Source organism: Actinobacillus minor NM305 (genome assembly GCF_000175195.1).
GTDB classification, from domain to species: domain Bacteria; phylum Pseudomonadota; class Gammaproteobacteria; order Enterobacterales; family Pasteurellaceae; genus Haemophilus_A; species Haemophilus_A minor.
The window spans coordinates 48,690-71,442 of record NZ_ACQL01000068.1; the positions used below are offsets into that span (position 1 = coordinate 48,690).

Here is a 22,753-nt window from a genome sequence, read left to right on the forward strand (position 1 = left end):
TCTATCCCTCTTATTTCGCAGATTGTTCAAAGTAGTATTTACCAGTTTTTAATGAACTCGGTCCAAGACGACCATATTTGAACATTAAATACATTTCAACAACAAGGAATACCGTATATAAACCACAGAGTAAACCGATTGAGAGCCATAATTCTCCCGTTGTTAAATTTGATGCTGAAATACCTGTTGGTAAAATCTCATATACAGCCCAAGGCTGACGAGCATATTCAGCTAAGAACCAACCTGATTCAATAGCAATCCATGGTAATGGCATTGACCATAATGCCGCTTTAAGGAATAATTTATTTTTACCCACTGTACCACGGTAGTTAAAGAAGAATGCTAATCCAATAATAACTGACATTAACATGCCTGAACCAATCATTAAACGGAATGCCCAGAAGTTAGGTCCCACATTTGGAATCGTTGCATCCGCGGCTTTAATAATTTGTTCCTCTGTTGCTGTTGTAACATCATTTACATATTGTTTTAACAACAAGCCAAAGCCTAAATCTTTTTGAACTGCTTTAAAGGCTGCTTTGTCTTCTTCCGTATAGTTTCCTGAACGTAATTTCTCTAATAATACAACAGCAGTTGCACCATTACGAACCCGATCTACGTTTTCTTTACGAATATCGTTTAAGCCTTTAATTTCTGTATCAAAAGAACGTGTAGCAATCACACCACCTAAGTAAGGAATTTGAATTGCAAATTCATTAGTACGCGCTTCTGAATTTGGAATTGCAATCGCATTGAATGCTGCTGGGGCAGGATGAGTTTCCCATTCAGCTTCCATTGCTGCTAGTTTTACAGGTTGCGCTTTACCGATTTCATAGCCAGATTCGTCGCCCATTAACATTACTGCCAGAATAGCAAATAGACCAAAGCTTGCGCCCACAGAGAATGAACGTTTTGCAAATCCTAAGTCACGGCCTTTTAAGAGATAGTAAGCACTAATACTTAAAACAAAAATCGCACCACAAGTGTAACCAGCTGTAACAGTATGTAAGAATTTGGTTTGAGTAACAGGATTGAGAACAAGATCCGCGAAGCTTGTCATTTCCATACGCATAGTTTCAAAGTTGAACTCTGAACCCACAGGGTTTTGCATCCAACCATTTGCCACCAAAATCCATAAAGCTGAGAAGTTAGAACCAAATGCAACACAGTAAGTTGCTAATAAGTGTTTACCTTTTGATAGGCGATCCCAACCAAAGAAGAATAAACCTACAAAAGTTGATTCTAAGAAGAAAGCCATTAAACCTTCAATTGCTAATGGAGCACCGAAGATATCCCCTACATAATGAGAATAATATGACCAGTTCGTACCAAATTGGAATTCCATAGTAATACCAGTAGTAACCCCTAATGCGAAGTTAATACCGAATAATTTACCCCAGAATTTAGTCATATCTTTATACACTTCTTTACCTGTGGCTACATAAAGCGTTTCCATCACAACAAGTACGAAAGAAAGACCTAATGTAAGCGGCACAAATAAGAAGTGATAGAGTGCAGTTAAAGCAAACTGCAAACGTGAGAGTTCTACAAAGTCTAACATCTCAAACCTCTTTCTTAATAATATGAATGAATTATATTATTCGAATTACCGAATAATTCCCCCACAAAGCTTACCTAATAAGAGTTGCTCTCATTAAATTATAAAGTAAAGCTTCATTTTGTTATTCTACCTTTAAATGAAGAAATAAAAAACAGTAGAATTTAACATTGCTTTAACCTTTGGGTGTCATTGTTAAAGTTTTATTGACTTTTTTTATTTACAAAAATTTTGATTTTAAAATTACACTCCAAAAAGTTTTTTTTCTATTTGTTTTTTGAGCAAGCTCAAAAAAGAAAAAAGATTTTTTATCATTATAATGCTGACAATATATGCAAAGCATGCTAATCTTTTTCAGTTAATTAGAATAAACTATACCATATCATAGATTTTAACTATAACTGAAAAAGGTAAAAACATGTTCAGAAAATCTTTCATTATGCTGTTTTCTATTAGCTTATCTATGGTGTTTTGTCTAAATGTAAGTGCAACTAATAAAAAGCAGACATTAAGTGCTTCTGGTACTAAATTACCAGAACAATGTAAAAAAATGTTTAGTATGGCTGATTCATTGATTAGCGAAGCGGAAAGACAACCGGGCACACATACCCAAGTGGCAAAGCTAAAAAGTAAGTTATTTGCTACGAAACAACAAATAATCAAGATGGAATCTGAGCTTCAACAAAAAAGTTGTGATAAAGGTTTGGTTGTATTGAATTCATTGAAGCAAAAGCATTAAACTAACAGTACATCAAAATTACAGAGAATAACTTTATTAAAAATGCGATAGCTCCTAAATGATTAGGAATGTTATCGCATTTTTTATGTTACCCTTTAAAGAAAGGCATTTAACATATTATTCCGTAAATTCTTGCATAAATTTAACCGCTTGTTTAACCATAGATGTTGAACCAGTAAAGAAAGGCACTCGTTGGTGTAGTTCAGTCGGTTTAATATCTAAAATTGGATTTATGCCATCTGTTGCCATACCTCCAGCTTGCTCTGCTAAGAATGCGATTGGATTGCCTTCATATAATAAGCGGAGTTTACCTTTCGGATAAACGGTTGAAGTTGGATAAATGTAAATGCCACCTTTTAATAAGTTACGATGGAAATCAGACACTAATGAACCAATATAGCGTGAAGAATAAGGACGTTTAGTCTCTTTATCACTTTCTTGGCAGTATTTAATAAAACGTTTAACACCTTGTGGGAAGGTAACATATTGTCCTTCATTGATCGAATAATATTTTCCTTCTTCAGGCATTTTAAGATCTGGATGAGAGAGAATAAATAAACCGAGAGATGGATCGTAAGTAAAGCCATTCACACCGTTACCTGTCGTATAAACTAGCATCGTAGAAGAGCCATAGGTAACATAGCCTGAAGCAACTTGTTTACGCCCTTCTTGTAAAAAATCTTCCATAGTCACAGGCGTTCCAATGGGGGAAACACGTTTATAAATAGAGAAAATGGTTCCCACGGAAACATTAACATCAATGTTAGAAGATCCATCAAGGGGATCGGTCATCAGAATATATTTAGCATTGCGTCCGCGTTCATTATCAAATGCAACAAAATTATCGTCTTCTTCAGATGCAAAACCTGCCACATCTTCACGAGCAATGAGTGCTTTTTTCATGGTTTCGTTAGCGAATACATCTAATTTCATTTGGGCTTCGCCTTGAATATTTTCAGAACCTGCTACTCCCAAAATATCTTGGCTTAAACCTGCACGGTTAATTTCTCGATGGATAATTTTTGCGGCAAGGCGGATAGAAGAGAGGATACCACTGAGTTCTCCTTTTGCTTCGGGATATTCAGCTTGTTTTTCAATAATAAATTCACCTAGTGTTTTCATAGTACATTCCTTTTATTATGTTAAGTTAGAGAATTGTTAAATTATTATAGAGGGGAATAATGATTAGCTCTAATGAGATCTGATAGTTTTGTGAAGTAGATCACAAATTTTATGAGGCAAAATGTAACATAAAAAAATGAGCGAGAGGTTAGTTATACCTTTCGCTCATTTTCTAGAGAACACTGAGAATTAGCTAATTAACCCTAATTCATAAACCACGAAAAGCAGTGTGAAGGCAGTTAAATAAGTCAAACCAACAACGGCTAACCAGAATAAACCACCTTTAACACGGTGTTCTCCTTTTAATACAAGAGAGAAGTTTAACCATGCAAAAATCGGGGTAGAAACGAATGAACAAATCATCGCAAATGTAAGCATTTTCGCTACATCACTCATAAATGCGGTAATAATGATAATGCCGATAGCTGCGGTAACGGTCATCCAAATATTTAAACTTGCCACAGAGCTTTCTTTTCTACGTAGAATTAAACGTAGTGCTTCATTATTCGCACGTGAATAGCCATCAATTACAGTAATTGTCGTGCCAAACATACACATAAATGCGATTAAGGCGATAAGTAGTTTAGACCAGTCTCCGATTGCGAAAGCGTACATTTTAATTAATTGAGCAATATATTTTACCCCGGCTTGTTCAACCACTTCGCCTGAACCATATTGAACTAATGCACCTAAAGCTAAGAATACAAGGGCTAGAATAGCTGTACCGATAAAGCCTACGTTAAAGTCGAAGATACCATCTTCAAAACTCACTTTACTTAAGCGACGTTTTGCCACCACCCACATAGAGTTGATTGCTGAAATTTCAATTGGAGCCGGCATCCAACCCATTAACGCAACAATAAAACCTAAAGATGCAAGATTCCAAGGGCTTGGTTCAACAAAGTCTGGTGCGATTTGTACACCACCTTTGATCGCTGCAATTACAACCGCAGAAACAGTAGAGACAGTTAATGCGATCATAATCCACTTTGAAAGTTTATCTAAGAATTTGTATTGACCGAGTAATAAAATTCCCCAAGTAACGACAATAATGATAGTACTTGCAGTTGGAATACTAAGATCGATATTTAACCCTAGAGCAGAAATGATGAATTTTAAAATTGCCGCAGTAACGATACCAACTGCTGCGGTATTGATCATGGCAGCAATCACGTTCAGGATAAAGAATACAACAAGATAGATGTTCCCTTTTTCTTGATAGCCTTCTAACAATGTTTTATTTGAGCCTAGTGTATATTGCACACCAAAGCGGAAAAAAGGATATTTGAAAAGATTGGCTAAAATAATGATAATTGCTAATTGCCAACCGTAAATTGCTCCAGCTTGTGTTGAAGCTACGATATGCGAACCACCAACTGCCGCAGAAGCCATTAAAATTCCCGGCCCTATCGCTTTAAATTTAGAAGCCCAGCTTGAGGATTGTTCAATTTCTTGAGTCATGAAAAGTTCCTTTAAATAAGAAAATTATTTGAGTGAAATTGATTGTAATCAAAAATGAAATAAAAAAATAGTGTTATTTTTCTTTAATTTAGAATTTTAATCTGTGGAAAGGTTTATTTTATAATGTTTTTAAATTTTCTTTGATATGTAATGCTGATTTTGTTTTTATTTTTGGAGTTTTATTCTTGTTTTGTTTTATTGAGAGAGATTTTGTAAAATCAAAAAAAGAGGCTAAAACATTTTTGCTTTAGCCTCTTTTTTTCTATTTTTTTCTATTGTAATGCTTTTTCGACTTTCTCAAACAAATCTCGAGCAAGATTATCTAAATTTTTCAGGCGTTCGAGTCCACGTTTCATCAGCGTTTGACGTTGATTATCATAGCGCGAAAGTTTAATCAGCGGTTCAATTAAACGAGACGCTACTTGAGGGTTGCTTTCGTTTAATTTAATTAACATATCCACTAAGAAGCGATATCCAGAACCATCAGCATTATGGAATGCTTTTGGATTTTGGCTTGCAAAGGATCCAATTAACGAGCGAATACGGTTTGGGTTATTGATGTTAAAGCTACGATGCTCAAGCAGTCCTTGTACAATTTCAAGCACATTTTCATCTGGTCTTGTTGCTTGGAGTGCAAACCATTTATCCATCACTAAACCATCTTGATGCCATTTTTCTTCGAAATCGGCTAATAATTCATCTCGACATTCCAGCTCTGCTTTTGTTGCAGCAGAGAGCGCTGCAAGTGTATCCGTCATATTATCGGCAGTAACATAATGTGCTTTAACCAATTCTTCGCCTCGATCAGTGAATGCTAAATAAGATAGGCATACATTTCTTAAAGCGCGTTTTGCCATATCTTCAGCATTGACTTGGTATGCACCACATTCATTAGCGTGGTAGAGTTGAACAAAATGAGCTTCAAAATGCGCAGCAGCAATGGACTCAAGTAAATATTCTCTCACTTTAGCAATACCAATAGGGTCGATATTTTTGAATAGCTCTGCAAACTCTGTTTCTTTTGGTAAAGTCAGCATTAATGCCGTTAATTGAGGATCGACTACGTTATTGAGCAACATTGCAAGTGCATCGGCAAACTTCTCTGAGAATTGGAGTAATTCACCCTGTTGCAAGCGGACTAAATTTTCTTTTAATTCATTATTAAATAGGGTTTGAATAGCATCCCAGCGAATAAAATCATTATCTGCAAATTTTAATAATGCAACAAGTTGCTCTGCTGAATAATTAACATTTAAACGTACAGGCGCAGAAAAATCTCCCAATAATGCTGGAACCGGGCGCTCATTTACATGGTGAAATTCAAACGTTTGCTGTTCTTGAATAACATTTAATATCTCATTAATACTTTCATTTTGGTAAATGAGTGGAATTTTTTGACCGCTTGTTTCTCCAATTAATGCGATTTTTAACGGAATATGTAAATTTAGTTTTTCCAACTGATCTGCGGTTGAAGGCGTATGCTGTTTTACATGTAATCGATAAATATGACGCGCTGGATCATATTCATCGCTTATCGTTAATTCAGGTGTCCCTGATTGGCTATACCAACGGCGGAATTGTGTTAAATCAATACCTGACGCACGTTCCATTGCTGCAACAAAATCTTCACAGGTTGCGGCTTTTCCATCATTTTCTTGAATATAAAGCTGCATGCCTTGTTGGAATTTTTCTTCGCCAAGTATCGTATGTAACATACGGATAACCTCGGCTCCTTTTTCATAGACAGTTACCGTATAAAAATTATTCATCTCAATCACTTTTTCAGGGCGGATTGGATGAGCCATTGGGCTAGCATCTTCGGCAAACTGAACAGCTCTTAATAATCGAACGTCCTCGATACGCTTAGCAGGACGAGACCATAAATCTGAAGTAAATTCTTGATCACGGAAGACGGTTAAACCCTCTTTTAAACTTAATTGGAACCAATCACGACAAGTTACTCGATTTCCCGTCCAGTTGTGGAAGTATTCGTGTGCAATCACACTTTCAATATCTAAATAATCGGTATCAGTTGCAGTTTCTGGTTTAGCTAAGACAAATTTAGAGTTAAAAATGTTTAACCCTTTATTTTCCATCGCGCCCATATTAAAGAAATCCACCGCAACGATCATATAAATATCTAGGTCGTATTCTAAGCCGAAGCGCTCTTCATCCCATTTCATTGAGCGTTTTAAACTTTCCATTGCCCATGATGCACGGTCTAAATTACCACGATCTACATAGATTTCTAATGCAACTTTACGTCCACTTCGGGTAATAAAATAATCGGTAAGTAAGTCAAAATCGCCAGCGACTAATGCAAATAAATAGCTCGGTTTAAAGAAAGGGTCTTCCCATTCAACCCAATGGCGTCCATCTGTTAAATCGCCTTGTGCAATTCGGTTGCCGTTAGAAAGCAAGAATGGGTATTTTGCTTTATTAGCGGTAATTTTTGTTCGATATTTTGCAAGAACATCAGGACGGTCTAGCATATAAGTAATTTGGCGGAAGCCTTCTGCCTCACATTGAGTACAAATGGCATCCCCTGATTGGTATAGACCTTGTAAGGAAGTGTTTTGTGCGGGATTTAAGCCGGTTTCAATTTGTAATTCAAATTGATCTGCAACAGCCGAAACGTCAATAGTTAAAGATTCATCATCTTTTTCAAAGTTTGAATAAGGCTCGCCATTGAGTTTCAATGATAAAAAATCAAAACTATGCCCATCTAAACGTAAATGGGTAGAGCCTTCTACTTTACGTTCAACCTTTAATGTTGAGGCTACAAAAGTGCGATCCGCATCTAATTGAATATCTAATGATATGTCAGTAATGGTAAAATCAGGCGCACGGTAATCTTTTCTAAATTTAGCTTTAGGCTGCATAATATATTCCTTTAGTTTTTATATTTGGATTAGATAATCCCCCAAATTGCTCATCATTGTACTAAAAGTGCAATAAGATTTCACTTTTAAATCAAACTATCTATGAGTAGGATTATGGGAATTTCTTAAATTTATTTATGACATAAAAACAAAATGTAATTTTTTAATATAAACCTCTTGCGCAAGTTTACAGCTATATCTAAAATAGCATCCCAATTTCGCCTAAAAGTTAGGCGTTTTTTTGTGTTTGGTCTGTTAAGGAATTGTATTTTGGATTTTCCTATTCGGGTTTATTACGAAGACACAGATGCTGGTGGCGTAGTTTATCACGCTAATTACATCTGTTTTTTCGAGCGAGCAAGAACAGAATTCTTGCGACAAGGTGGTTTCTCTCAGCAACAATTATTAGCAGAAGATATTGCGTTTGTCGTAAAAAAGCTTTCTATTGATTATAAATCTCCTGCTCGTTTAGATGACTTATTAACAATAAAAACGATCATCACAGAAGTGAAGAAAGCAACTATTGTTTTTAATCAACAATTGTGGAAAGACGATATTTGTTTAAGTGAAGCTACTGTTATAGTAGCAAGCGTTAATTTAACGAAGATGAAGCCTATCGCGATTCCTAATCATATTTTGAATGCTTTACAAGCGGTTCAAAAGTATTAATTTTTTACTAATTCGGAGTTTTAAATGGAAACTGGATTTGACCTTGTTTCTTTATTTGCGCAAGCAAGTATAGTGGTTAAGATTGTTATCTTAATCCTTATTGCATTCTCGGTATTATCTTGGGCGATTATTATTCAACGTAGCCGTACACTTACAAAAGCTAATAAAGATTCTTTAGCATTTGAAGATAAATTTTGGTCTGGTGAAGATTTAAATCGTTTACATGAAGGTTTAGAAAATCGCCGTGATGGTTTAAATGGTTCAGAACAAATTTTTTATGTGGGATTTAAAGAATTTTCACGTTTACAAAATGCAAACCCTGAAGCACCTGAAGCGATTATTCAAGGAACAAGCCGTGCAATGAATCTTGCATTAAACCGTGAGGTTGAGGGCTTAGAAAGCTATATTCCGTTTTTAGGTACGGTAGGCTCTATTAGTCCATATATCGGTTTATTTGGTACTGTATGGGGGATTATGCATTCTTTCATGGGACTTAGTGCGGTAAAACAAGCTACTTTACAATCGGTTGCGCCGGGTATTGCAGAAGCATTGATTGCTACGGCGATTGGTTTGTTTGCGGCAATTCCAGCAGTAATGGCATATAACCGTTTAAATTTACGAGTAAACAAACTAGAGCAAAATTACGCAAACTTTATTGATGAATTTACTACGATTTTACATCGTCAAGTATTCTCAAGAAAATAATAAATGTGTAAATAAGTCAGTAGATTTGACCGCCTACCTGGACAAATCGTAATAAGATAAAAAGAGGAATATATGTCTTACCGCCGTCGTAAACGTAATGACATTAAATCTGAAATCAACATTGTGCCATTTCTAGATGTTCTATTAGTGTTGTTGCTTATTTTTATGGCAACAGCACCGGTAATCAGCCAAAGTGTTGAAGTAAATTTACCAGAAGATAGACATAGTCAATCGGTAACAAATGAAGATAAAACACCTGTTATTTTACAAGTAGCTGGTGTCGGACTATATAAATTAAAAATTGATGGGAATTTTATCACAGGTGCAAATGGCGAAGATCTAAATGATGTGGAAGTTGTTGCATTTGCTGGTGAAGAATTTAAAAAAGATCAAAATACCGTGTTTTTAGTTGCCGGTGATGCAACTGTACCTTATGAAGAAATTATTAAAGGTATTGTATTACTAAAAGAAGCCGGTATTGAGAAAGCTGGTTTAATGACCCAAGGTAAATAATTATTCAAGGATAATGTGTGAGATCTCGAAACGATAGACTTGAATTTGCAGTAATCATCTCCTTTCTTCTACATATTGTACTGATAGGATTGCTTTTACTTGGTTCAATGTTTACTGATACGACGTTACCTGAAGCAGCTGGTGGAAATGGTGGTAGCGGAGAGGAATTCGAAGCTGTCATGGTTGATACTGGGCAAGTGGCTGCAGAATATGGTCGTTTAAAATCAGATAAAAAAGGAACGTCATCGCCTAAAGTTGTTGAAGAAACTCCGGAAAAAGTTGAGGAGACGGAAGACACTCCTACTGAACAAGAAGTTGCTCAACAACAGGAAAAGGAAAAAGCGTTAGAAGAACAGCAACGTGTTGCAAAACTGTTAGAACAGAAAAAGCAACAAGAGCAAAAAGAAGAACTTCGTAAGAAAGCTGAAGAACAGCGTCAGCAAGAAATAGCTAAGCAAGAGCAACTAAAGCAAGAACAGTTGAAACAAGAGCAACTTGAAAAGCAAAAGCAAGAAGAAGCAACGCGGAAGAAAGCCGCTGAAGCAGCTCGTTTGAAAGCTGATGCTGAAGCTAAACGTTTAGAAGCTGCTGCTAAACAAGCAGAAGAAGAGAAAAAAGCAAAAGAAGCTCAGCAAAAAGCTGAAAAAGAAGCTAAATTAAAAGCAGAAAAAGAAGCGAAAGAGAAAGCGGAAAAAGAGGCTAAATTAAAAGCTGAGAAAGAAGCAAAAGAGAAAGCTGAAAAAGAGGCTAAGCTAAAAGCTGAAAAAGAAGCAAAAGAGAAAGCTGAAAAAGAAGCTAAGCTAAAAGCGGAAAAAGAAGCAAAAGCCAAGGCAGCGGCCGAGGCGAAAGCAAAAGCTGATGCAGAAGCAAAAGCTGCAGCTGCTAGAGCAAAAAATAATAAGGCATTAGACGACTTTCTTGCTGGTGGCGACATCGGTGGAGGTTCTAGTGGTGGTGGGAATAAAAATTCTGCAGGTTCACAAGGAAACGGAAACGGTAAAGGAATTGGTGATGGTAAAGGTGTTGCCGACAGAGGTTATGAACAGCTAATTAAGAAAAAATTAGCCCGTACATATCAAGTTGATCCGAGCTTCACTGGTCGTGAATGTCGCGTTAAAATCAATATTGAGCGTGATGGACGTATTTCTAGCCATCAAGTGATTTCTGGCCCTGATGATATTTGTCGTGCAGCAGTAGCCACTATTACAAGAGCGAGAGATGTTCCACGTGCACCAAATGATGAAACGTATAGTAAATATCAGTCGCCAGTGATTAAATTTGGACTGAAAGTTTTATAATTAACCTAGGGGTTTAAATATGAATCTAAAATCTCGTATTACGAGTATATTAGGGATTATGACATTATTATTTAGTAATGTAGTTCGTGCTGAATCTGATGTCGTAATTTCTGTTGATGAAGGTGTTAGCATGGCGCAACCTATTGCAGTCGTTCCCTTCAAAGGAGGGGATTCGGCAGATGTTGCACAGATTGTATCAGATGATTTAAGAAATAGTGGTAAATTTGCACCGGTAGAGCGTTCAAAATTACCAGCGCAACCTGGTTCAGCAGGGGAGGTTGTTTCCCAGCAATGGACTGATATTGGGGTCGATATGGTTGTTGTTGGACAAGTTACACCAGCAGGTGGTGGATATTATAATGTTGCTTATCAATTAGTTGATGTATTAAGTAATCCCGCTGCTGTTCTTACTGAAGGGGCATTTAAAGTGCCGGCTGCACAAATTCGTCAAGGTGCACATACGGTAAGTGATCAAGTTTTTGAGAAAATTACACAAATTCGAGGGGCATTTAGAACAAAAATTGCCTATGTAGTGCAAAGAGGTGTATCATCATATGAACTTCGTGTTTCTGATTATGATGGATTTAATGCTTTTACCGTTGTTCAAAGTAAAGAGCCTCTTATGTCTCCGGAGTGGTCTCCTGAAGGTTCAAAATTAGCTTATGTCACTTTTGAAAATAAGAAACCACAGGTTGTTGTTCATGACCTTCGTTCTGGCGCGCGTCGAGTCGTAGCAGCCTTAAAAGGACATAATGGTGCTCCGGCATTCTCTCCCGATGGTTCAAAAATTGCTTTTGCATCAAACCAAGATGGCGAGTTAAATATTTATGTTGTCGGTGCTAATGGTGGTACACCGAGTAAATTAACTGCAAATGCGGGGAATAATACTGAACCAAGCTGGTCTCCAGATGGTGGTTCTATTTACTTTACTTCAGACCGTTCAGGTTCTCCGCAAGTATATAGAATGAGTTCATCAGGTGGTGGTGTTAGTGCTGTAGGTGGTGGAAAAACCTATAATGCTAAAATGTCATCGGATGGCAAAAGTTTAATCATGATTGCTGGTGATAAAGTTGTAAAACAGGATCTTGCTGCTGGTAGCACGGAAGTATTAAGCTCTACGTTTTTGGATGAAAGTCCAAGCATCTCACCTAATGGCATAATGGTTATTTATAGCTCTACCAAAGGTACGGGTAAAGTGCTACAATTGGTGTCTGCAGATGGTCGCTTTAAAGCAAATCTGCCGGGTACGGGAGGACAATATAAATTCCCTGCTTGGTCACCTTATTTAACAAAACAATAATTTTCTCTTAGGAGTTACAAATGAAAAAACTAGCTAAAGTTTTAATGGTAGCAGCACCGGCTTTCGTATTAGCAGCGTGCAGCAGCTCAACAGATAACGCAGCAGCAAATGCAAACGCAAATGCTGCAGCAGACAGTCAAACTTTCGGTGGTATCTCTGCTCAAGATTTACAAACTCGTTATAACACTGTTTACTTTGCATTTGATAGCTATGCAATTGAAGGTGAATACCGTCAATTATTAGATGCTCATGCACAATTATTAAACGCAACTAAAGCGAACGTAACTGTTGCAGGTCACGCAGATGAGCGTGGTACACCAGAGTACAACATCGCATTAGGTCAACGTCGTGCGAACGCAGTACAAAACTACTTAGCACAACAAGGTGCAACAAATGTTTCAACTGTATCTTACGGTGAAGAAAAACCAGCTGTGTTAGGTCACACAGAAGCTGATTACGCGAAAAACCGTCGTGCAGTATTAGAATACTAATTTTAAATTTATTAGTTTCTTGACAATAAAGCCCTGAGATTATCAGGGCTTTATTTGTATCAAATGTATATGTTTTATCTCTTTATATAATTTGGGCAAGTATTATGCCTTATTCTATTTTTATGATAAATTATGCGCTTTTTTAAAATAAGTAGTTTGGATTATTTCAATGTCGCAAGGTAAAGTTGGGCTTTTTTCCCTTACAGCATTAGTGCTCAGCTCTATGATAGGTTCGGGCATATTTAGTTTGCCTCAAAATATGGCTGCTGTTGCTGGAACAGAAGCTTTATTGATTGGGTGGGGAATTACAGGAATTGGGATTATTTTTCTTGGTTTATCCTTTTTCTTCCTTTCTCGCTTAAAGCCTGAATTAGATGGTGGCATTTATACTTACGCTCGAGAAGGATTTGGCGATTTAATCGGAGGACTGGCAGCTTGGGGCTATTGGCTATGTACTTCTATTGGAAGCGTGGGATATCTTGTAGTGGCTTTCAGTGGTTTTGGTATGTTTTTTGATACGCCGGAAACTACACTATTCGGACACGGCACAACCTTTATTTCTATTCTTTGTTCTTCAATCATTGTATGGCTTATCCATCTTCTCATTGCTAAAGGGGTAAAAGAAGCTGCTTATGTCAATTTAATTGCAACAATTGTGAAGGTTTTACCTCTCATTATCTTTATTTTGGTAGCAATCTATTTTTTCTCTTTTGATGAATTTAAGTACGATTTTAGTGGTGAAACACTCAATTCTCCGTTAATTGATCAAATAAAAAATACGATGCTTATTACGCTATGGGTTTTTGTCGGTGTTGAAGGGGCAACTGTCTTATCTGCTCACGCTAAAAAGAAAAAAGATGTGGGTATTGCAACTATTTTAGGGATTGTCATTGCATTAGTGCTTTATATTCTGATTACCTCACTTTCTTTAGGTATTTTACCTCGTGAAGAAATTGCAAACATGGCAAATCCATCTATGACAGGCTTGATGGAGCATATGATTGGTACAAGCGGTAAGATTTTAATTACGTTTTGCTTAATTGTTTCCGTGCTGGCTTCGTATATGAGTTGGACAATGTTTTCCGCTGAAATTATGTTCCAGGCTGCCAAAACCAGCGTATTTCCAGCATTTTTAAATAAAGAAAATGAAACACCAATCATCTCACTATGGCTAACAAATATTGTTATACAATTGATCCTTATTGTGGTTTTCTTTACAAGCAAAGGATACGATGTTCTGATTCAATTAGCGACTACCATGATTTTGATTCCTTATTTTTTAGTGGGTGTTTATTTGCTGAAAGTGGCTTTTCAAATGAAAAGTGCTTGGTATATTAAACTCACAGGATTTATGGCAACACTTTATGGCTTCTGGCTGGTTTATGCAGCAGGCATCGATTATTTATTGCTTTCTGTTATTTTATATATGCCTGGTGTTGTGCTATTTTTTTATACTCGTTATCAGAAAGAAAAATCGCTGTTATTTTCAGGTGTTGAAAAATGTGCTTTGTTGATGTCATCGGTGCTGTTTATTAGCGCCATTTATGCTTTGGTTTAAAGGCTTATTTGTATGAAGGTTAAATTTCTTGAAAACTTACTTAGTCAAGTGGCTTCAGTCTCACATAAAGTAAGAGATTATTTTAATAATGGTTCGTTTGGCATCGCCATTTACCCTTATTTAATGCACCCTTGTGTCAGAAAAAGCCTTACGGGGCTAATGTTACTTGTGGCTGTATTATCTGCTTTTGGGGGCGTTTTCTATTTATTTGGGGAGCATGTTGCCATTTTATTTAGCGAGCGTTCAATTACGGCTTATGTTCATCATTCTACGTTAGAACTCTTTTTCCCGATAGGCGCGATGGTTGATGGAAAGGAAAGTGTACTTGCTACGATGCCTCAGGTAATGCGAGCGGTATTTGAATATCAAGCTTATATGTTTATACCGTTCTATTTTCTAGGTGTTTACCGAATGTCGAATAAACATTATTGGATTCTCAGTGGCTTTTTGGCGATTTGTTTTGCGATTGGTTGCTTACTTGTTTCAGGGATTACAACAGGTCACTATACAGAAGGCGGTTTACATAATTTAGGGTTGGGCATTACCATTATTATTGGAAATCTGGTTTTACTTGTTTCAGGACTTGATATACCTAAATCATATTTAGCTAAATTTAAGTATTACAGTTTGCTTTTAGGCTTTATAGGCTTAGGCTGCTTAATTTTTACGATGGTTGTTCCGAGTGTTTTCTCACCAATTTTAGAGCGTATCAGTATTTATACCATTATGATTTGGGAAATTTTAGCGGGCTTTGCGTTATTAAAATGCCGCTCCTTGAAACATGTATAATTAGGAGAATATAGATGAAATTTGTAGAAAGATATCGTCAATTGATTGCTATTCCTACTATATCAAGTTTAGAAGCTTCGGAAGATCAATCAAATAAACAACTCATTGAATTATTAGCAAATTGGTTAAATGAGCTAGGCTTTCACACCGAAATTTTAGCAGTGGAAGATAGCCGAAATAAATATAATCTCTTAGCGACTTATGGCGAGGGAGATGGTGGTTTATTACTTGCTGGTCATACGGATACTGTTCCCTTTGATGAAGGAAAATGGACATATAATCCGTTTAATTTAACGGAAAAAGAGGGCAAGTTTTACGGCTTAGGTACTGCTGACATGAAGGGCTTTTTTGCCTTTGTGGTTGATGTGGTAAGCGGTTTGGATTTAACCAAAATACAAAAGCCAATTCGTATTTTGGCAACAGCTGATGAAGAGACTACAATGTTAGGCGCAAGAACCTTTGCTCAACACAGCCATATTAGACCGGATTGTGCCATTATTGGCGAGCCTACGTCATTAAAACCAATACGTGCACATAAAGGGCATATGGGAGAGGCGATTCGCATTACAGGCAAAAGTGGACATTCAAGTGATCCTGAGCGAGGCATTAATGCAATTGAGCTTATGCATGAAGCAATAGGGCATTTAACCATTATGCGCAATCAATTAAAAGACCGTTACAATAACCCATTTTTTAAAGTGCCTTACCCAACAATGAATTTTGGTAATATTCACGGTGGCGATGCAATTAATCGTATTTGTGCGTGCTGTGAATTACAGCTTGATATGCGTCCATTACCAAATTTACCAGTGGAAGATTTACACCATCTCATGTTGGAACATTTGGCGCCAATGTTAGAAAAATATCAAGATTTAATTGAAATTCGTCCGCTTCATCATGGTATTCCTGGTTATGAATGTGAACATTCGGCACAAATTGTGCAGGTGGTTGAAAAATTGTTGGGAGAACGTTGTGAGTCAGCTAACTATTGTACGGAAGCACCTTATATTCAGCAATTATGCCCGACATTAGTTTTAGGTCCGGGGTCTATTGAGCAGGCACATCAGCCGGATGAATTTTTAGAAACAAAATACATTGAACCCACGAGAGAACTTCTCACGAAGTTAATTCATCATTTTTGTATGTAATTGAGAGCCTACAGAAGTAGGCTCCACTTAGTATAATCTCATGAAATTACTTTCTTTTCTCTTTTTGTTTATTTTCATGCAAATTTCACCGCTTGTTTATGCTACAAATGAGCGTGAATTTCAATGTAAAGTCATTGGCATTAGCGATGGCGATACACTAACATGTTTAAAAGATCGAGCATCAATTAAGGTTCGCCTTAAGCATATTGATGCGCCTGAATCTTCTCAACCTTATGGCAACCGAGCTAAACAGGCTTTAGCTAATTTAGTTTTTAAAAAGCAAGTCATACTACGAAGTAGTGGTTATGATAAATATCATCGATTATTGGCGGTAGTTTATGAAGGCGAGCAAAATATCAATTTAGCCTTAGTTCAGCGTGGAATGGCGTGGGCTTACCGAGAAACACAACCCATTTATGAGCAGGCTCAGCAACAAGCCAAACAGCAAAATTTAGGTTTATGGCAAGATAAAAATCCGCTTAACCCTGCCGAATGGCGGCGTCTTAAGGGAACGGGCTATCCCTCAAATCATTCGAGTGCATTAACTCCCTCATTCCCTCAAATGAGCGTTTATGATTGTAGCCAAAAGTTAAGTTGTGCTTATTTTAAAACTTTTGAAGAGGCTAACCGTTATTTTCGTCAGTGTGGTTCAAAAACAATGGATGGAAATGGCGATGGCATTCCTTGCAACTCGTTATATAGAAAAATGAAAAGACGTCATGAATAATCAATTTCGACAGCATTTCCCTTTTTTTCAACATTCTCCAGATTGGTGTTATTTAGATTCTGCGGCAACAACATTAAAGCCACAAGTTCTGATAGATAGTACCGCCGCTTTTTATGCTTCGGCAGGATCTGTTCACCGCAGTCAATACGATCTGTCTCAAACACAGCAGTATGAATTAGCGCGAGATTTGGTGGCTAAGCGTTTCAATGTTGCAAATCGGGAAGCGGTTATTTGGACAAGTGGTACAACCCATGCTATCAATCTTGTGGCTTATGGATTAGAGCATTTACTGAAAGAAGGCGATGAAATTGTCATTTCAGTTGCGGAACACCATGCGAATTTTATCCCTTGGCAGCAACTCGCTAGCAGAACGAAAGCAACATTAAAAGTGCTAGCGGTTAATGAGCATTATCAAATAGATGAAGATGAATTAAGAAATGTTTTGTCTCCAAAGACCAAAATCGTGGCGTTTAATTTGGTATCCAATGTAACTGGTGTGAGACAGCCGGCAGAGAAATTGGTGGCACTTATTCGCCAAAATAGTCAGGCTTATATTTTGCTTGATATTGCTCAAGCTGTCTGTTCTGAGAAAGTGAATGTTCAAGAAATCGATGCCGATTTCTACACATTTTCCGCTCATAAAATGTATGGTCCGAATGGTGTTGGTGTGCTGATGGGGCGTTTGCAAAGTTTGGCAAAATTACGACCGCTTTTTTATGGCGGTAAAATGCTAAAAGAGGTAAGCGAACAGCATTTAACACTTGCCGATTTGCCCTATCGCTTAGAAGCCGGAACACCAAATATCGCTGGTATTATTGGTTTTGGGCAAGTTTTACAATGGTTGGAACAGTGGGATTTTGAGCAACTCAATAGCGAACTTTACCAACTGGCTAATGATGTTTACAAGCGGTTAGAAAAATATCCTCATTTGCAAATATTGGGCTCACACATTAGCTCAACGATTAGTTTTACAATCCAAGGAGTTCATCATGCGGATGTTGCCGCTTTTTTAACGGAAAGTCAGGTCGCTATTCGAGCAGGGGAGCATTGTGCGAAACCTTATATACGCTATTTAGCTCAACAAGGCACATTACGCCTCTCGCTTGCACATTACAATAATGCCGAAGATATCGACCGCTTCTTTGAAGCTTTAGATTTTGCATTAGAGATTTTATCTGGTTAGATCAAAAAATAGTAATTTTGTGGTAGAATCATGCCATAAAATGGCTTAAGCTAACTTCAATTTCAAATTTTTTTAATTTTTAAAATATAAGGTGTCAAAATGGCTAAACAAATTAAACGTATAGCGGTCTTAACCAGTGGTGGTGATGCACCAGGTATGAATGCTGCAATCCGTGGTGTAGTGCGCGCAGCATTAAGTGAAGGATTAGAAGTTTATGGTGTTCAAGATGGTTATTATGGTTTATTCCATGACCGCTTGATTAAACTTGAACGCCGTTCAGTATCTGAAGTGATCAACCGTGGTGGTACATTCTTAGGTTCTGCTCGCTTCCCTGAATTTAAAGATCCTGCTGTGCGTGCAAAATGTGTTGAAACATTAAAAAAATACGAAATCGATGGATTAGTGGTTATCGGTGGTGATGGCTCATACATGGGCGCAAAATTATTAACTGAAGAACACGGTATTGCGTGTATCGGTTTACCTGGCACCATTGATAACGATGTTGCAGGTACAGATTATACGATCGGTTTCCAAACTGCACTTGAAACAGCATTAGAAGCAATTGACCGTTTACGTGATACATCAACATCACACCAACGTATTTCTATCGTTGAAATTATGGGACGTCATTGTGGTGATTTAACGTTAAGTGCTGCACTTGCTGGTGGTTGTGAATATATCATCGTACCAGAAAAAGGCTTAGATAAAGAGTCGCTCATGCGTAACATTGAAGACGGTTTTAATAAAGGTAAACGTCACGCGATTATTGCAATCACAGAGTTGATGACGGATGTTCACCAATTGGCAAAAGAGATCGAAGCTCGTTTTGGTCATGAAACCCGTGCAACCGTATTAGGACATACACAACGTGGTGGTGCACCTTGCGCATTTGACCGAATTCTTGCTTCTCGTATGGGCGTATATGCTGTAGAGCTTTTATTACAAGGCTTTGGCGGTCGCTGCGTGGGTATTCAAAATGAAAAACTCGTTCACCACGATATTATTGATGCGATCAATAATATGCGTCGTCCATTCAAAGAAGAATTATTTGAGACTTCTCGTAAATTATTCTAATCATTTTTAAAGAAGCGGTTGAAAAACCGCTTTTTTTTGCAGATAATTCTGACTAAATTAGTCAAGATTTCTGTCCTATGTTTAAAGAAAAACCGGTTATTTCAAATCAGTATGGCGCTTTAGCTATGGCGCTCTTGCCCTTTTTATATGCTTTTATTGACGCTAAACAATGGCGCTACGAGCTTATTTTGTTTGGTGTTGCTTGGCTTTTTCTTTATCTCTTTTCTTACCCGTTTTTTCAACTATTTAGTAAAAAAATTACGCCTCGAAATAAACGTTGGGCAATAATTTATTTTGCCTTCAGTCTTGCCTTTGCTTTACCTGTGCTTGTTACTCAACCATATCTATTGTTTTTTATTTTGCCTCTGTTTCCTTTGGGGATTATTCAGTATTTTTATGCTAAAAAACGAGATGAACGCCATTTAATCAATGATATTGCCGGTATTTTAGTTTTCGGTGTAGTGGGAATGGCAACTTATTATTTAGCCACTTCCTCACTGGATTTTCGCTTTTTGCTTCATCCTACGCTCTTTTTTATTGCAACGACATTTTATGTGAAAAGTATGGTAAGGGAACGTAAGAATCCGCTCTATCTGGAGTTGAATATACTAAGTCATATGTTGTTAGCTGTGATTTACCTTATTTTAGGAAAGGATATACTTTTTACCTTTTATCTTTTTGCGTTAGCACGAAGTATTCTTGTACCTTATTTAGGCTGGAATGTGAAGCAAGTTGGTATGTTTGAATTTATTACCTTAACGCTATTTTTGATTGCGTTATGCCTTTCGTAAAAAAGGGCGAATAATTCGCCCTCAATGGATTATTTTGTTTTTTCTGTGTTTTCTAATTCGGGTACATCGCCTAATAAAACAGCGTATTGAATGGTTCTTGGGCTTGATTCAAGGGCAATTTTTAGCGCCATGGTCAATGGCACGGAAAGTAGCATACCAACAGTACCAAGTAGCCAGCCCCAAAATAGTAAGGATAATGTTACGACAAGGGTAGATAACCCTAATGTTTTTCCCATCATCTTAGGTTCTAGAATGTTACCAACGATCATATTGATCGCCACAACACCAATTGTAACACCGGCCGCAATCGGGAAATCATTAAGGATTAGTGCTTGTAGCACAATCGGAATACCCGCCAATATAGAGCCTATGTTGGGAATATAATTTAACAAAAATGCTAAAACGGCCCATAATACCGCATATTGCACACCAAAAGATTCAAGTAATAACCAAATGCAAAAGCCAGTTAAGGCACTAACGACAGTTTTGACGCCTAAATATCGGATAATACTTTCCACTACGCGATTGATATGATCTTCTTCTTGTTTAATGCTTTTCAGGTTGTTATGGCTAAAAGCAATAGCTAATTTATGCTTAATCGTAGGGGATTCAAATAACATAAATACCACTACAAGTAAGAGCATAAAAATGTTAGAAACCACATCCGAAAAACTGAGTAGCAATCGGCTCACTAATCTCATGACAACGCTCGGATCAAAATTATCTAAAATACTCATTTCGGGCAGAGATATTGGGATATTCCACTTTTGAATAAAACCTTCTAAAGTATTGAGTTTCACTGCCAATGTTTCTTTATAGAGCGGAATGGACGTTGTAAATTCTCGAATGGTATTGTTAATCATGCTCGCAAGAAAAAAGAAAGCGATGATAAACAAAACAAATAAAAAGGCGACAGCTAACCCAAGGGGAATTTTCCGATTTGTCATAAATCGAATAACCGGAGAGCAAATAATGGCGATAAATAGGGAGAGTAAAAATTGAATAACAATTTCTCCGGCTAATTTCACTCCGGCTAAAATGATAACGACAGCAGCCGTTGCCAAGAAAAAGCGAGTTAAGGAAGACGTTTGCATAATAATACCAAGTAAAGCGGTTAAATTTGTTTATTATTTTGCAAATTTAACCGCTTGTATATTGACTAAACGGATGCTTTGTTAATGAGATATTGGCTAAGCAGAGGTACAGGACGACCTGTTGCGCCTTTTGCCACACCTGATTTCCATGCCGTCCCAGCAATATCTAAATGCGCCCAAGGATATTTTTTCGTGAAGTTAGACAAGAATTGCCCAGCTGTAATAGCGCCACCTAAACGTCCGCCGATGTTAGCAAGATCAGCAAAATTTGATTTTAATTGCTCTTGATATTCTTCGCCAAGCGGTAGTCTCCAAGCTTTATCATCAGCTTGTTCTGCCGCATTAAGGAGATCATGGGCAACCGTATTATGCGTGGACATTAAACCGCTATTATGTGAACCAAGAGCAATCATACAAGCACCGGTTAGAGTTGCAACATCAACGACTACTTCTGGATCGAATCGCTCAACGTAAGTGAGCGTATCACATAAAACTAAGCGCCCTTCCGCATCGGTATTTAGTACTTCTACGGTTAAGCCATTCATGGTGGTTAAAATATCCCCCGGACGATAGGCATTGCCATCAGGCATATTTTCACAACCGGCAAGTACACCAATAACGTTTAAAGGCAGATTCATTTCGGCTAAGGCTTTCATTGTGCCATAAACAGATGCTGCGCCGCCCATATCATATTTCATTTCATCCATTGCTTCAGCCGGTTTAATTGAAATGCCGCCAGAGTCAAATGTTAAGCCTTTTCCTACGAGTACAATTGGCTTTGTATCAGGGATTGGGTGGTTTTTATATTCAATTACTGAAAGATAAGCCGGATTTTCTGAGCCACGAGAAACAGCTAAATAAGCATTCATGCCTAATTCAGTCATTTGTTTTTCATCGACAATCGTTGTTGAAATCGTCTCATATTGCTCAGCTAATTCCGTTGCTAATTTTGTGAGATAAGCCGGATTGCAGACATTTGGCGGACAATTTGCGACATTTTTAGCTGCACTTACACCTAAAGCGATTGCACTACCTTGTTTTAAAGCTCGTTCTGCTTCCGTTAAATCTTTACGATGCGCCACGTTAAAAATTACACGGCGTAGTTCGCGTTTTGTTTCCGGTTTTATGCTTTTAAATTCATTATAGCTATATTGGGATTCTTGAATTGCTTCAATCGCAAAACGGACATTCCAATAAGCCGAGCGTCCTTTGACATGAAGCTCGGTTAGAAATGATACAGCTTCGGTCGTACCGGTCTCATTTAACACTTGAATTGATTTTTGGGTAATTTGTTTATACTGGCGTTCAGTGAGCTCACGTTCTTTACCGCAACCGACAAGAAGGATTCTATCGGCAGGCACATTGGGTACGCTATGTAATAAAAGGGTTTGACCTGCTTTGCCTTCCAGATCGCCTTTACGTAATAAATTGCTTAAATAGCCATCACTTAGCTTATCTAATTGCTCCGCAGCACTTGATAAACGGCGTGGTTCATATACACCTACAACTAAGCAGCCTGTACGCTGTTTTTCGACACTTCCGTTTTTTACGCTAAATTCCATAAATACTCCCGTGATTTTTTTGAGATAAAGAGGTATGATATCGCTTTTACAAGCGGGCTAATTTTACAAAAAGTTTGCAAAAAGGCTTA

Annotated in this window: 20 protein-coding genes; 14 read left to right on the top strand and 6 right to left on the bottom strand. The window is 37.5% G+C overall.

From position 1 onward, the window contains the following. Positions 1-10: 10 nt before the first annotated feature. Positions 11-1,561, bottom strand: a complete 1,551-nt coding sequence (locus AM305_RS03000; protein ID WP_005823050.1) for a cytochrome ubiquinol oxidase subunit I — start codon at positions 1,559-1,561, stop codon at positions 11-13. Between the two features lie 460 nt (positions 1,562-2,021). Between AM305_RS03000 and AM305_RS03005 the strand changes: the two genes are divergently transcribed. Next, positions 2,022-2,297, top strand: coding sequence for a DUF5339 domain-containing protein (locus tag AM305_RS03005; protein WP_407705992.1), 276 nt, complete (start codon positions 2,022-2,024; stop codon positions 2,295-2,297). Between the two features lie 117 nt (positions 2,298-2,414). Here the strand turns inward: AM305_RS03005 and fbp are convergent, their stop codons facing one another. The 3 genes from fbp to pepN form a co-directional block, all read right to left on the bottom strand. Then, positions 2,415-3,419, bottom strand: coding sequence for a class 1 fructose-bisphosphatase (gene fbp / locus AM305_RS03010; protein ID WP_005823054.1), 1,005 nt, complete (start codon positions 3,417-3,419; stop codon positions 2,415-2,417). 189 nt (positions 3,420-3,608) lie between these two features. Beyond that, a complete protein-coding gene (locus tag AM305_RS03015; protein ID WP_005823056.1) occupies positions 3,609-4,880 on the bottom strand; it encodes an NRAMP family divalent metal transporter in 1,272 nt (423 codons plus the stop codon). A 272-nt stretch (positions 4,881-5,152) separates the two neighbouring features. Further along, positions 5,153-7,762 carry an aminopeptidase N gene (pepN, locus tag AM305_RS03020; protein ID WP_005823058.1) on the bottom strand — a complete coding sequence of 870 codons (2,610 nt, stop codon included), beginning with the start codon at positions 7,760-7,762 and terminating at the stop codon, positions 5,153-5,155. A gap of 270 nt (positions 7,763-8,032) precedes the next feature. Here pepN and ybgC point away from each other — a divergent pair, with 270 nt between their 5' ends. The 13 genes from ybgC to AM305_RS03085 all read left to right on the top strand — a co-directional run bounded on the left by ybgC (position 8,033) and on the right by AM305_RS03085 (position 20,008). Beyond that, positions 8,033-8,431 carry a tol-pal system-associated acyl-CoA thioesterase gene (gene ybgC / locus AM305_RS03025; protein WP_005823059.1) on the top strand — a complete coding sequence of 133 codons (399 nt, stop codon included), beginning with the start codon at positions 8,033-8,035 and terminating at the stop codon, positions 8,429-8,431. A gap of 24 nt (positions 8,432-8,455) precedes the next feature. Further along, a complete protein-coding gene (gene tolQ, locus AM305_RS03030) occupies positions 8,456-9,136 on the top strand; it encodes a protein TolQ (RefSeq protein WP_005823061.1) in 681 nt (226 codons plus the stop codon). 72 nt (positions 9,137-9,208) lie between these two features. After that, positions 9,209-9,649, top strand: a complete 441-nt coding sequence (tolR, locus tag AM305_RS03035) for a colicin uptake protein TolR (protein ID WP_005823063.1) — start codon at positions 9,209-9,211, stop codon at positions 9,647-9,649. Positions 9,650-9,666: 17 nt separating this feature from the next. Beyond that, a complete protein-coding gene (tolA, locus tag AM305_RS03040; protein ID WP_081453534.1) occupies positions 9,667-10,947 on the top strand; it encodes a cell envelope integrity protein TolA in 1,281 nt (426 codons plus the stop codon). A gap of 19 nt (positions 10,948-10,966) precedes the next feature. Further along, positions 10,967-12,247, top strand: a complete 1,281-nt coding sequence (gene tolB / locus AM305_RS03045) for a Tol-Pal system beta propeller repeat protein TolB (protein ID WP_005823067.1) — start codon at positions 10,967-10,969, stop codon at positions 12,245-12,247. A gap of 20 nt (positions 12,248-12,267) precedes the next feature. Beyond that, positions 12,268-12,738: a peptidoglycan-associated lipoprotein Pal gene (gene pal, locus AM305_RS03050; protein WP_005823069.1), complete on the top strand. Its 471-nt coding sequence runs from the start codon at positions 12,268-12,270 to the stop codon at positions 12,736-12,738. Between the two features lie 169 nt (positions 12,739-12,907). Beyond that, on the top strand, positions 12,908-14,296 hold the full coding sequence (locus AM305_RS03055; protein ID WP_005823071.1) for a basic amino acid/polyamine antiporter: 1,389 nt from the start codon (positions 12,908-12,910) through the stop codon (positions 14,294-14,296). A gap of 12 nt (positions 14,297-14,308) precedes the next feature. Next, entirely contained in the window at positions 14,309-15,085 is a 777-nt protein-coding gene (locus AM305_RS03060; RefSeq protein WP_005823073.1) for a hypothetical protein, read from the top strand. A gap of 14 nt (positions 15,086-15,099) precedes the next feature. Beyond that, the gene (gene argE / locus AM305_RS03065; protein ID WP_005823075.1) at positions 15,100-16,233 is read left to right on the top strand and encodes an acetylornithine deacetylase; all 1,134 of its coding nucleotides are present in this window, start codon (positions 15,100-15,102) and stop codon (positions 16,231-16,233) included. A 40-nt stretch (positions 16,234-16,273) separates the two neighbouring features. Beyond that, positions 16,274-16,960 carry a thermonuclease family protein gene (locus AM305_RS03070; protein WP_005823077.1) on the top strand — a complete coding sequence of 229 codons (687 nt, stop codon included), beginning with the start codon at positions 16,274-16,276 and terminating at the stop codon, positions 16,958-16,960. Next, positions 16,953-18,143: an aminotransferase class V-fold PLP-dependent enzyme gene (locus AM305_RS03075; RefSeq protein WP_005823079.1), complete on the top strand. Its 1,191-nt coding sequence runs from the start codon at positions 16,953-16,955 to the stop codon at positions 18,141-18,143. The genes AM305_RS03070 and AM305_RS03075 overlap by 8 nt, the downstream gene beginning before the upstream one ends. 99 nt (positions 18,144-18,242) lie before the next feature. After that, positions 18,243-19,217, top strand: a complete 975-nt coding sequence (gene pfkA / locus AM305_RS03080; RefSeq protein WP_005823081.1) for a 6-phosphofructokinase — start codon at positions 18,243-18,245, stop codon at positions 19,215-19,217. A gap of 77 nt (positions 19,218-19,294) precedes the next feature. Next, entirely contained in the window at positions 19,295-20,008 is a 714-nt protein-coding gene (locus AM305_RS03085) for a YwiC-like family protein (RefSeq protein ID WP_005823083.1), read from the top strand. A gap of 29 nt (positions 20,009-20,037) precedes the next feature. Here AM305_RS03085 and AM305_RS03090 read toward each other — a convergent pair whose 3' ends face one another. Both AM305_RS03090 and pepA read right to left on the bottom strand, forming a co-directional pair. Beyond that, positions 20,038-21,102 carry an AI-2E family transporter gene (locus AM305_RS03090; RefSeq protein WP_005823084.1) on the bottom strand — a complete coding sequence of 355 codons (1,065 nt, stop codon included), beginning with the start codon at positions 21,100-21,102 and terminating at the stop codon, positions 20,038-20,040. A 65-nt stretch (positions 21,103-21,167) separates the two neighbouring features. Next, positions 21,168-22,664, bottom strand: a complete 1,497-nt coding sequence (gene pepA, locus AM305_RS03095; protein ID WP_005823086.1) for a leucyl aminopeptidase — start codon at positions 22,662-22,664, stop codon at positions 21,168-21,170. Positions 22,665-22,753 lie beyond the last annotated feature (89 nt).

Bases quoted from the DNA above. Each gene is read 5' to 3' on its own strand.
- AM305_RS03000 (WP_005823050.1), bottom strand. From the start codon at position 1,561: ATGTTAGACTTTGTAGAACTCTCACGTTTGCAGTTTGCTTTAACTGCA.
- AM305_RS03005 (WP_407705992.1), top strand. From the start codon at position 2,022: ATGGTGTTTTGTCTAAATGTAAGTGCAACTAATAAAAAGCAGACATTA.
- fbp (WP_005823054.1), bottom strand. From the start codon at position 3,419: ATGAAAACACTAGGTGAATTTATTATTGAAAAACAAGCTGAATATCCC.
- AM305_RS03015 (WP_005823056.1), bottom strand. From the start codon at position 4,880: ATGACTCAAGAAATTGAACAATCCTCAAGCTGGGCTTCTAAATTTAAA.
- pepN (WP_005823058.1), bottom strand. From the start codon at position 7,762: ATGCAGCCTAAAGCTAAATTTAGAAAAGATTACCGTGCGCCTGATTTT.
- tolQ (WP_005823061.1), top strand. From the start codon at position 8,456: ATGGAAACTGGATTTGACCTTGTTTCTTTATTTGCGCAAGCAAGTATA.
- tolR (WP_005823063.1), top strand. From the start codon at position 9,209: ATGTCTTACCGCCGTCGTAAACGTAATGACATTAAATCTGAAATCAAC.
- tolB (WP_005823067.1), top strand. From the start codon at position 10,967: ATGAATCTAAAATCTCGTATTACGAGTATATTAGGGATTATGACATTA.
- pal (WP_005823069.1), top strand. From the start codon at position 12,268: ATGAAAAAACTAGCTAAAGTTTTAATGGTAGCAGCACCGGCTTTCGTA.
- AM305_RS03055 (WP_005823071.1), top strand. From the start codon at position 12,908: ATGTCGCAAGGTAAAGTTGGGCTTTTTTCCCTTACAGCATTAGTGCTC.
- AM305_RS03060 (WP_005823073.1), top strand. From the start codon at position 14,309: ATGAAGGTTAAATTTCTTGAAAACTTACTTAGTCAAGTGGCTTCAGTC.
- argE (WP_005823075.1), top strand. From the start codon at position 15,100: ATGAAATTTGTAGAAAGATATCGTCAATTGATTGCTATTCCTACTATA.
- AM305_RS03070 (WP_005823077.1), top strand. From the start codon at position 16,274: ATGAAATTACTTTCTTTTCTCTTTTTGTTTATTTTCATGCAAATTTCA.
- AM305_RS03075 (WP_005823079.1), top strand. From the start codon at position 16,953: ATGAATAATCAATTTCGACAGCATTTCCCTTTTTTTCAACATTCTCCA.
- pfkA (WP_005823081.1), top strand. From the start codon at position 18,243: ATGGCTAAACAAATTAAACGTATAGCGGTCTTAACCAGTGGTGGTGAT.
- AM305_RS03085 (WP_005823083.1), top strand. From the start codon at position 19,295: ATGTTTAAAGAAAAACCGGTTATTTCAAATCAGTATGGCGCTTTAGCT.
- AM305_RS03090 (WP_005823084.1), bottom strand. From the start codon at position 21,102: ATGCAAACGTCTTCCTTAACTCGCTTTTTCTTGGCAACGGCTGCTGTC.
- pepA (WP_005823086.1), bottom strand. From the start codon at position 22,664: ATGGAATTTAGCGTAAAAAACGGAAGTGTCGAAAAACAGCGTACAGGC.